Origin of the sequence: Streptomyces sp. NRRL WC-3549 (genome assembly GCF_000721935.1) — a bacterium.
GTDB lineage: Bacteria > Actinomycetota > Actinomycetes > Streptomycetales > Streptomycetaceae > Streptomyces.
Genome location: NZ_KL585396.1, coordinates 66,895 through 77,416, shown reverse-complemented (window position 1 = coordinate 77,416; position 10,522 = coordinate 66,895). Strand labels below are relative to the sequence as shown.

General features: G+C 71.7%; 5 protein-coding genes and 1 pseudogene. 1 reads left to right on the top strand and 5 read right to left on the bottom strand.

Annotation, left to right across the window (positions count from 1 at the left end; translation table 11 throughout):
• Positions 1–77: 77 nt before the first annotated feature.
• Positions 78–461 (top strand): annotated as a pseudogene (locus tag IH13_RS46090) (DUF6390 family protein); the annotation flags it as partial.
• A gap of 113 nt (positions 462–574) precedes the next feature.
• Here IH13_RS46090 and IH13_RS0114260 read toward each other — a convergent pair.
• From IH13_RS0114260 to IH13_RS37440, 5 genes are all read right to left on the bottom strand, one after another.
• Positions 575–1,726 (bottom strand): cytochrome P450, encoded by a 1,152-nt coding sequence (locus IH13_RS0114260; protein ID WP_110085001.1) that lies wholly within the window; start codon positions 1,724–1,726, stop codon positions 575–577.
• A gap of 116 nt (positions 1,727–1,842) precedes the next feature.
• Complete coding sequence (locus tag IH13_RS0114255; RefSeq protein ID WP_031084404.1) at positions 1,843–2,898, bottom strand: MDR family NADP-dependent oxidoreductase; 1,056 nt, start codon at positions 2,896–2,898, stop codon at positions 1,843–1,845.
• Positions 2,895–4,661, bottom strand: a complete 1,767-nt coding sequence (locus IH13_RS0114250; protein ID WP_031084401.1) for a phytoene desaturase family protein — start codon at positions 4,659–4,661, stop codon at positions 2,895–2,897. The genes IH13_RS0114255 and IH13_RS0114250 overlap by 4 nt, the downstream gene beginning before the upstream one ends.
• Positions 4,658–6,346, bottom strand: a complete 1,689-nt coding sequence (locus IH13_RS0114245) for a phytoene desaturase family protein (RefSeq protein WP_031084399.1) — start codon at positions 6,344–6,346, stop codon at positions 4,658–4,660. Before IH13_RS0114245 ends, IH13_RS0114250 begins: the two co-directional genes overlap by 4 nt.
• A gap of 234 nt (positions 6,347–6,580) precedes the next feature.
• Positions 6,581–10,522 (bottom strand): amino acid adenylation domain-containing protein (locus tag IH13_RS37440; RefSeq protein ID WP_420713360.1); only part of this gene is annotated, 3,942 nt, incomplete at its 5' end.

The window sequence follows — 10,522 nt, the reverse complement described above, 5'->3', positions numbered from 1 at the left end:
GCGGGGAGCGCCGGGGCGGGGCCCGGCCGGGTGGCGAACGACGCCCACAGCCCGACGGGTCGACGTGAGCGCCACCGGTGCGGATCTGCACGTGCCGCGCGATCCGGCCCGCGGCGGTGTCTCGGCCTCGCTCAACGAGATCGCCCGGGCCTCGTCGGTGGGCATCGAACTGGGTGGAGGGTTCGCTGCCGGTGCCCGAGGCGGTGCGGGACGCGTGCGCACTGCTCGGGCCCGACCCGCCGCAGGTGGTCAACGAGGGCGAACTGATCGCGGTCGTACCGCCCGGGGCCGGGGCCAGGTGCTCGCGGCGCTCCGGACCCACCGCCTGGGCCGCTCCGCGTGCCGTGTCGACCTCCGGCCTGGCGACCGGCGCCCTGGTCCCGGTGCACTGGGACTGGGTCTGCGACGTGATCACGGCGGAGCGGGCCACCCGCGTCGAGTCCTTGGCGAGGCGGCAGCGCGAACTCGTGGCGGCTCCGGCCGGTGCCGTGCGCCGAGGGCACCGGGCGCGCTCCGGCACGGGTGTTGCCGGTGGGTCCGTCCACCGGCAACACCCGTGCGGAGTGCGGGCGGGCTACCAGGTCACGTCGAGTCGCTGCGGGCTGCGGGAGGTGGTTCCGGTACGCCAGGTGACCGCGTCCACGGGTTCCGCCAGGCGCAGGCCCGGGAAGCGGGCGGCCAGTCGGTGCAGGGCGGTCTGGAGTTCCACCCGGGCCAGCCACGCGCCGAGGCAGTAGTGCGCGCCCGCCCCGAACGAGAGCGTGGGTGCCTCCAGCGGGGTGAAGAGCCCGTCGGCGAGACCGCTCGGGAAGACGGCCGGGTCGCGGTTGGCCATGCCGCAGTCGGCGAGCACGACCGCTCCGGCCGGGATCGTCACCCCGCCGACCTCCACCGGCAGGGAGGCGTGACGTGCCGAGCCCCGGTCGTCCCCCAGCGGGACGAGGTGGATGAGCCGGTCCGCGACGGTCGCGGCCGCCTCCTCGTCGCGGCCCAGCCGCTCCCAGGCGTCGGGCCGTTCGCCCAGGAGGTACAGCAGCCCGTTGCCGAGCATGGTCATCGTGCTGTCGTGGCCGCCGACGACCAGCCCGCACACCAGGCTCACCAACTGCGCCTCGGGGATGCCGCCCTCCGCGTCGGCCGCCCGGACGAGGCCGCTGATCAGGTCGTCACCGGGATCCAGCCGCCGCGTGGCGAGGAGGCGGGCGCCGAAGGCACTGAACTCGTCCAGTACGGCCTCCACCTGGCCCCCTTCGTGGGAACCGTCCGAGAAGGCGTGCTCGCTCCAGTGCCGCAGCCGGTCCCGGACGGAGGCGTCGAGCCCCATCAGCCGGCTGATGACGGCCACCGGGAGCGGCAGGGTGAACGTCTCCACCACGTCGGCGGGCCGTGGTTGCCCGGCCAGCCCGTCGAGGAGCTGTTCCACGATCTCGGCGATCCACGGCCGCCAGCGGGCGACCGCCCTCGGCGTGAAGGCGCGGCGCAGGGTGCGGCGCAGCCGGAGGTGGTCGGGCCCGTCCTGGTTGAACATCAGGTCGGGGTTGTTCACGATGTCCGGCGCGTCGAAGAGGGCGGGTGCCTCGTCCGCGTACAGCCGCGCCCGGCCGAAGCGGGTGTCGGAGAGCACCTGCCGGACGTCGGCGTACCGGCTGACCAGCCAGGCGGGGGATCCGTCGGGGAGTTCGGCGGGGCGGGGCGGGCCGGGTTCCTCGAAGCGCAGGCGGTGCATCGGGACCGGAGCCGCCTGCGCGGGGGCGGTGGGCGGCTGTTCGGTGGTGGTCACTGGACCTCCTCGGCCGTGGCGGTCGGATGTGCGTACGAGTGCGTCGGGGGGAGGCGTGGCCGTCAGAGTTCGACGAGCACCTTCCCCCGGTTGACCGCGCGGTCGCGGTAGAGGCTGTCGTAGGCGGTGGGGATGGCGTCGAAGCCGTGGTGGAGGGTGTGGTCGCAGACCACCTCGCCGCGCCGGATACTGCCGCCGAGTTCGGTATGGAGGGCCTGCCAGTTCTCTTCGGTGAACCACTCCAGCGAGAAGATCCCGCGGACGGTCGCGCGCGGGAACATGAGGTAGGGCAGGAGGCGTGGCCCGACGCCCTCGTTGCCCACCTGGGTCGCCCACTGCCAGCACACGGCCACCTGGCCGCCGACGTTGAGCATCGGGAAGACCGCGTCGGTGACGGTGCCGCCGAGGTTGTCGAAGTACCGGTCGACGCCGTCGGGGGCCGCCTTCGCGAGCGCCCTGCCGATGGTGTCGGTGCTGTCTCCGTGCCGGTAGGTGACGACCGCGTCGAATCCGAGCCCGGTGAGGTGGTCCGCCTTCTGCGGGGACGACGTGGTGCCGACGACCCGGGCGCCCGCGCGTGCGGCGAGCTGGCCGACGAGCGTGCCCACCGCGCCGGACGCCCCGCTGATGACGAAGGTGTCGCCGGGCCTGACGGTCATGTACTTGGTGAGGGTCCCCCAGGCCGTCATGCCGGGGCCGCCCATCGCGCTCAGGGCGGTCGTGAGCGGCAGGGCGTCGTCGTACCGGGCGGGGTCCAGCCTGCGGTAGGCGGGGAAGACCATGGGGAAGGTCCCGGTCTGCCAGAGTTCCGCGGCACCCGTACCGACGAGGTGGGAGCGCCAGCCTCCGAATCCCTGGACCAGGTCGCCGGCGCGGTGGGCGGCGAGCGGCCCGGCCTCCAGCACCTCCATGATCGAGTCGGCTCCCATGTGGCCGCCGAGCGGGGTGTCCAGGGCGATGCCCTGGAGGTAGGGGTCGACCGAGACGTACAGCGTGCGCAGGAGCATCTCGTCGGGGGCCAGGTCCACGTCGAGGTCCTCGACGACCTTCTCGTAGACCCGGCCCACGTCCGGCACGCCCTCGACGTGCTCGCGGACCACCCACTTCTTGATCTTCATGTGGTCTTTCCTGCCTTCCCTGTCGTCCCTGCGCTCGTGCTCCGCCGCCCGTCCGTGGTGCGGGGGCCGGGGCGTTCCGGTACGGGAATGACGCGGTGGGTCGGCGGAGGCGCGCTGCGGTCCACCGAGGCGGTGAAGGGCCTGCCGTCGTCGCGGCAGACGAACTGCATGACGTGGCGTCCGGCGGCGGCGGCCCGGATCAGTCCTCCGGTGGTCGCCCATACGCCCGACTGGTAGAAGTTCCGCAGCCCGGGCAGGCCGGGGCCGTGCTTCTTGATCAGCGCTTCCAGCGTCTCCCCGCTCTCCACGAACGGCTGCCAGCCGAGGACCGTGCCGTCGTAGTTGCCGGTGTAGCGGACCTGCGTGAGGGGGCTGGAGACGTCGCGGACGACGATCGCGTCCCGGATGCCGGGGAAGCGCTGCTCCAGGAAGTCCACGAGCGTCTCGCGGGCCCGCCTTTTGGCCGCGTAGTAGCCGCGTCCGTGGCGCACGGGGAGGGTGTGGAGTTCCTCGCCGCCGCGGGTGCGGGTGACCTGTTCCGGGCCCTCGTCCAGGGCCCGCCACGGGGCGATGTCGCAGAAGTAGGTGGCGTAGACGACGGTGGTCCCGCTCGGTGAGAGCTCAGGGTAGTGGCGGCTGCGGAACTGGACGTTGATGCTCGGGTGGCGGATGCCGGTGAGCCGGTCGGCCGTGGCCTCGTCGAGCAGGTAGGTCGTGCAGGGGTCCCCCTCGGGAAACGGCCGGGAGAGACCGAGGAACAGGGTGAAGTAGCCGGGGAAGACCATGCCCGGTTCCTGGATGGTGCGGGTGTACAGGCGCCGGTAGGTGTCGTCGAGGTAGCGGCCGCCCAGGAACTTCATGGTCGTGGTGTATCCGTCGCACGCCGACACCACGATGTCCGCGCGCAGTTCGCGTCCGTCACTGAGCCGGACGCCCACCGCACGGTCGTCCTCCACGATCACGGTCTCGACCTTGGTGTTGTACGAGACCTCGCCGCCGAGACGGCGGTACCGGCGTTCGATCGACTCGGCCAGGCCGAGTGAGCCGCCTTCGGGCACGCCCGCGGAGAGGTTGGCGTGCGAGGCGAGCTGGAAGTGGAACGGCAGCACCGGGAAGGCCGGGTGCTTCTCGTACAGGATGAAGTTGAACGCCTCCCGCAGGAGCGGGTCCTTGAACCGTGCCGAGAAGTCGGTCATCAGGACGGTGAGGGTGGAGCGCACGGCGTTGACGTACGGGAGGAACGAGGCGAGCATCCGCCAGCGTTCCGTGCGGCCCATCAGGCCGACGGGTTTGAGGAAGGGGTAGACGGCCAGTGCTTTGCGGAAGGCGCGCAGCTGGGAGCAGAACTTCCGCACCGTCCTGGCGTCGGCGGGTGAGAGCTGGATGAGATGCGCCTCCAGCCGGTCGGGGTCGGAGTAGAAGTGGACGGCTCGGCCGTCCTGGCCGCGCACGATGTTGAACACGTCGAAGTGGCGGATCTCCTTGCCCTGCAGAGCCCCGAGTTCCAGCCAGATCTGGTGCATCTCGTTGCCGGGGCCGCTGCCGAGGAGCCAGCTGACGCAGCAGTCGAGGGTGAAGCCGCCGCGGTCCCAGGCCGTGCAGCAGCCGCCGGGCAGTTCGTGCATCTCCAGGACGCGGGTGCGGTACCCGTTCATCTGGGCGTAGCAGCCGGTGGACAGCCCGCCGAGGCCGGCGCCGATGATGATCATCGTCTCTCTGCGGCCGGTGGTGCCCGGGCCGGTCCCGCTCGTGGCGTCGGTCATGTGCCGGTTCCCTCCCGTGCGGACCAGCGGTCCAGCTGGGGCAGGTGCCCCAGCTTCCCCGGATGCCAGGGCTCGGCGGCGTGCCCGTCGCTCTCCCACGCCCGGAACTCCAGGCCGAGTTCGCGGCAGAGGTACTGGGTGGCGAAGCGGCCGGTGGAGGCGGCGCGGATCAGGCCGCCCATGCCGACCCACTGGCCGGCCATGGAGAAACCGCTCAGCCCGGGCAGCCGCATACGGTCCTTGCCGACCAGCCGTGCCGCGACGTCGTCGGCGTCGGAGAATGCCTTCCAGGCCAGGATCGAACCGTCGTGGTTGCCGGTGTACCGGTGGGTCGTGGCGGGCGAGGCCACGTCGACGAGCTCGATGCGTCCGGCCAGCCCCGGCGTGCGGCGCTCCAGGAAGCGGCGGACGAAGGCGGCGACCTGGCGTTTGCGGGCCCGGTACTCCTTGCGGTCCCGGGTGCGCAGCTCCTTCCAGTAGGCGAAGTCGCTGAAGTAGGTGCAGTGCACGACGCTGTGGCCGGGCGGGGCGAATCCGTCGGAGTAGCGGGACCGCACCTGGACGACCAGGCTGTTCTGCAGGGCGCCGGGCAGTGCGGCCGCGTCGTCGGCGGACAGCAGGTGGGTGGTGCTGTGCGCCTCCCCCTCGCCGTACGGGCCGCGGATGCCGACGAAGGCGGAGACGACCGCCGGGAAGAGAGTGCCGGGACGTCCGATCAGGTCGTCGTAGAGCTTCTCGATCCGGGGGCCGGTGTACCTGCCGCCCAGCAGCTTGTACACGGTGGTGTGGCCGTCGCAGGCCGACACGACGTGTTCGGCGTAGTGGCGCCTGCCGTTCCTGAGCTCGACGCCGATGGCGCGGCCGTTCTCCACGAGGACCTTTTCGGCGCGGGCCCGGTAGGTGACCGTGCCGCCGAGGCCGAGGTAGCGCTCCTCGACGGACCGGGCGAGACCCAGTGACCCGCCCTGCGGGAAACCGGCGTTGTGGTGGTGGGCGGCGGCCATGTTGAAGAGGTACGGCAGGAGCGGGAAGCCCTCCGGGTCCTGGAAGAAGATGTTGCGGAAGGCCTGGCGCAGGAGCGGGTCCTGGAACGTGTCGGCGAAGGTGTGCATCGGGGTCGCGGCCGTGCGCCAGAACAGCCGGAAGGCGGGCAGGACCGTGCGCAGCAGCGCCGCCCTCTCCCGCACCGTGCGCAGCGGGGGCGCGGTCAGGAACGGGTACAGGTCGATCCGGGTGAACCGTCTCAGGTCGCGGGTGAACGCCCGGACGGGCCCGGAGTCGGCGGGCGAGAGTTCCAGCAGGTGGGCTTCGAGCCGGTCCGGGTCGTTGTAGAACGTCACGGACCGGCCGCTCGCGTCCTCCACCTTGTTGAAGAGGTCGAAGTTGGTCATCGTCTTGCCGTCGAAGGCGCCCAGTTCGCGCCACACCTGGTGGGCATCGTTGCCCGGGGCGGTGCCGATCAGCCATTCGATGCAGTAGTCGAAGAGGTAGCCGTCGCGCGACCAGGCGGTGCAGCAGCCGCCGGGCAGCACGTGCTTCTCGAAGATCCGGGTGCGGGCACCGCTCATCTGGGCGTAGCAGCCGGTGGCGAGGCCGGCGACGCCCGCGCCGATGACGATGACGCGTGGCGGTGTGCCCGGCGCGCGCTCACGGCTGTTCCAGTCGGTGGGGCCGTCATCCGCCATGGACCGCGTCCCCCGTCAGCAGGGCGCGCACCAGCTCGGCGTTGCGGGCGAGGTGTTTGGGGTCGAGCATGTCGGCGTGGGTGCCCGAGCCGCGCAGTACGGTGGTGGCGCCGGTGGAGCTGCCGTGCCACGTGCCCCGTTCGCCGGCGGCGTACAGGGAGGCCTTCTCCTCGTCGGTGATGACGCTGACCGCGGCGGAGACGGTGCCGGTGTTGGGGGTGCGTCCGCAGAAGGTCAGGTACTCGGCCGCGTGGGCGAGCGTCTCGCGGGCGACGGCCTCGGAGCCGGTGTGCTTGCGCAGGTGCTCGGCGAGTTCGTCCTCGAAGACCCGGATTCCTTCGTCCCCCGGGGCGTACGGCTCCAGGATGCGCCGGGAGTCCAGGACGAGGACGTGGGCCACGCGGCGGCCGCGGCGTTCCCGCTGTCTCTTATACACAGATGTGTATAAGAGACAGACTCGACGAGGTCGGCGTACCGGATCACCTTGTCGTCGCCGGGGAGGTAGTTGAAGCCTATGACGGCGTACTCCGGGAGGTGGGAGGCGAGGCCGCGGTAGACGAGTCCGTGGCCGCCGGCGGGCGGGAAGGCGAAGAGGAGCGTGGACCGGCCGGGGTTGAAGGCCAGGTAGGGAAGTTCGTCGGCGCTCGTGCCGTGCAGGACCTCCTCCACCGTCGCCGCCATGCCGTGCAGGGTGGTGGTGCGGTACAGGCGGCTGACGGGGACGGAGACGCCGAATTCGGTGCGCAGGTGGTGGAGGAGTTCGATGAGTTTGATCGAGCTGCCCCCGGCCTCGAAGAAGTCGTCCTCGAGACCGACCTGTTCGAGGCCCAGGAGTTCCTGCCAGATCCGTGCCACGCCGACCTCGTAGACGGTGGCCGGGGGCTCGTGGGGTCGCTCGCGCGTCTCCGCGGCGGGGGCGGGCAGTGCCGCGAGGTCGACCTTGCCGTTGGCGGTGAGCGGCAGTTCGGGCACCTGGACGATGTACGACGGGATCATGTACGAGGGCAGGGAGGCGGCCAGGTGGCGCCTCAGCGCCCGTCGGTCGAGCGCGGTGCCGGGGGCCGGGACGCAGTAGGCGCAGAGGGCGGTGTCGCCCCCGGTGCCGGTGCGGACCGTGACCACGGCCCGGGCCAGTGGGGGCCACCGGTCCAGGTGTGCTTCGATCTCACCGATCTCGATGCGGTGGCCGCGCAGCTTCACCTGCCCGTCGGTGCGGCCCAGGAGGTGGACGCGGCCGTGTGCGTCCCAGCGGGCGACGTCACCGGTCCGGTAGAGCCGTTCGGGCGTGGCGTCCGGCCTGCGGCTGAGGGTGCGGGTGACGAAGCGCCGTGCGGTCTCCTCCGGGTCGCCCGCGTATCCGAGGGCCACTCCGTCGCCGCCGATCCAGAGTTCGCCGGGGACCCCCGGCGGTACGGGCTCGCCGTGGGCGTCGAGGACGTGGAGCGTGCTGTTGGGCAGGGGCCGGCCGATCGGCACCATCAGTCCTGGTTCCAGGTCGTCGACGGGGCCTTCGAAGAACGCGCTGTCCACGGTCGCCTCGGTCAGGCCGTAGGAGTTGACGAGCCGGGTCGCCGGGCCGCACAGCTCGCTCAGCCTCCGGTACTCCCCCACGTTCCAGGCGTCCGAGCCGACCACCAGCAGCCGCATGAAGTCCAGCCGCAGCCCTTCCCTGACGCAGTGGTCCATCAGGCCGCGCACCACCGCAGGCACGAACTCGGCACAATCGACTCGCTCCTGACGCATCGTCCGGTAGAGCCGCGGGGTGTCGAAGAGGAGGTCGCGGTCGGCAAGGACGAGGTTCCCGCCGGAGCACAGCGCGCGGACCAGGTCGCCGGTGAACACGTCGAACGACGGTCCGGCCATCTGGAGGTGCACCCGGGTGTCCCGCTCCAGGTGGTAGGTGTCCCGCCACGCGGTGTACGCCGAGGCGAGACTGCCGTGACCGACCCGGACGGCCTTGGGCCGACCGGTGGAACCGGAGGTGGTGATGACGTACGCGGGAGAGCCCGGGTGGACGTCCTCGGCGGGACCGCTCCCCTGTCCCGGGGAGGCGTGCGGTTCCGGCGGGGCGGCGTGCAGTACGTCGAGTCCCACCGTCGCGACGGGCGAGGCGCCGGCCGGGTCCGGGCCCGTGGCGCCGTCCACGACGAGCACCGCTCCGGTGGTCCGCAGGAGGTGCGCCAGCCGGTCGGCGGGCTGGTCGGGCTGGACCGGGAGGTAGGCCCCGCCCGCCTTCAGCACGGCGAGGAGGGTGATGACCATCTCGGGTGACTTGTCGAGCCGGAGCGCGACCACCGAGCCGCCCGTGACCCCGAGGGCGCGCAGCCGACGGGCGCACTCGGTGGCCCGGCGTTCCAGTTCCCCGTAGGTCAGTCGCCTGGCCCCGCCGTCCGGCGAGGGCACGGTGACGGCGACGGCCTCGGGGCGGGCGGCGGCGACGCGGCTGATCCGGGTGTGGACGGGCAGGAAGGCCGTCTCGCCGCTCCCGGAGCCCGGGGCGGAGCCGGCGGGGGGCAGCGCGGGGCGGCTCCACTGTCCGGCCAGCCGCTCCCGTTCCGCTTCGTCGAGCATCTCCAGCCGGGAGGCTGCCGCGTCGCCCTGCGCCTGGGTCATCCGGTCGAGCAGCCGGGTGTAGTGGGAGGCCATCCGCCGGACGGTCTGCGGGAGGAAGAGGTCGGTGTTGTACTTGAACACGCAGTGGAAGCGATGCTCGGACTCGTCCTCGTACGCCGACAGCGTGAGGTCGAACTGCCCTTCCTCTTCGGGCAGTTCAATGTAGTTCAGGCGGTATCCGTACTGCTCGGTGGCCACCTTGTGGGTCAGCAGGATGAACATGGCCTGGAAGACCGCCGAGCGGCTGGGGTCGTGCTGGAGGCCCAGTTCCTCGACGAGGAGGACGAAGGGGTACTCCTGGTTGTCCAGGCCGCCGAGCACCGTCCGGCGGACCTGCTCCAGCAGTTCGCCGACCGTCGGATCGCCCGAGAGGTCGGCGTGCAGGGGAAGCGGGTTGACGAAGTAGCCGTACACGGAGGCGAAGTCCTGGCGGGTACGGCCGGTCACGGGGCTGCCCACGATGATGTGGTCCTGCCCGGAGTACCGGTGGAGCAGGAGGTAGTACGCGCTCAGCAGCACCATGAACGGGGTGACGTGGTGGGCGCGGGCCAGCGCGTGCACGCGTGCGCTGAGCTCGGTGTCGAGTTCGAAGAACTCCGAGGCGCCGTTGTGGGTCTGGACGGCCGGGCGGGGTTTGTCGGTGGGCAGGTCGAGGAGCGGGACCTCGGCCGGCAGGTGGGAGCGCCAGTAGTCGAGCATCCCCGCGGCCTCGCGGCCGGCCAGGAACTCGTTCTGCTGGTTGAGGAAGTCCAGGTAGCGTGCGGTCACCGGTTCGAGCCGCGGTTCCTGTCCCTGCCGCAGCGCCTCGTACACCTCGAAGAGCTCCTCGATGAAGGTGAACGTGGAGATCGCGTCGGAGACGATGTGGTGGACGGCCTTCATGATGACCCAGCGGTCCGGCGCGCGTTTGAAGAGGCGGAAGCGGACGAGCGGGTCGTGCGCGAGGTCGTAGGGCTTGCGGTACTCGGCCACGATCGTCCGGTGGATGGTGTCCCAGTCCTGGTCCTGCACGTCGAAGAGGGCGAGGTCGGGCTCCACGTCCGGGGAGACCCGCTGGACGGCCCGGCCGTCCTCCAGGAGGAAGTTGGTGCGCAGCGCCGGATGCCGTGCGATCAGCCGGCGGACGGCCTCGAACATCAGGTCGGGTTCGAGGGGGACGGAGACCTCGACGGCTCCCCCGATGTTGTAGGCGTAGCCGTCGGGGTTGAGGTGCTTCAGGAACCAGAGCGCCTTCTGGTTCTGTGTCAGCGGGTACTGGCGCTCGTCGTGGTGCAGTTCGACGGCGCCGGTCGTGCCGTCGGGGTCCTCGGCCGCGACCAGGGCGGTCAGTCCGTCGTGGAGCTGGGCGGCCAGCTCACCGGCCGGGGTGCCGCTCAGCAGGGCGACCACGGGCAGGGCCACGCCCAGTTCGGCGTGGACCCGGGCCCGCAGTTCCATGGCGAGCAGTGAGTCGAGGCCGAGCGTGCCGAGGCCGCTCGCCATGTCGACGCGGTCCGCGCCGGTGCGCAGGACCGCGGCGGCCAGCTCGGCGAACCGCTCGGCCACCATCGAACGGCGGGCGGC